The following is a 231-nucleotide window of genomic DNA, read 5'->3' as shown; positions in this document are numbered from 1 at the left end:
CTTTGCCTTAGTTACCGTGGGGCCGTTTTTAACCGATTTGGGTGCTACGATGGGGTTAACCATTCGAGCAACCTCAGCGCTTACTGCGGGTGTGGTAATGGGTATTATGCTTATTCCTTTTATTTCTTCGTTGTCAGACGATATTTTAACGCAGGTACCAAAGGCGTTGCGAGATGGCTCTTTGGGCTTAGGCGCAACCAAATCAGAAACTATTCGCAAAGTCGTATTGCC

Annotated in this window: 1 pseudogene; it reads left to right on the top strand. The window is 46.8% G+C overall.

Annotation, left to right across the window (positions count from 1 at the left end):
* Positions 1 to 231: pseudogene (locus RMT89_RS45690) on the top strand (phosphate ABC transporter permease subunit PstC); the annotation flags it as partial.

The organism is Streptomyces sp. P17, from assembly GCF_032436805.1.
GTDB lineage: Bacteria > Actinomycetota > Actinomycetes > Streptomycetales > Streptomycetaceae > Streptomyces.
Note: the sequence above shows the minus strand (reverse complement) of the source record. Positions and strands in the feature narration are given on the sequence as shown.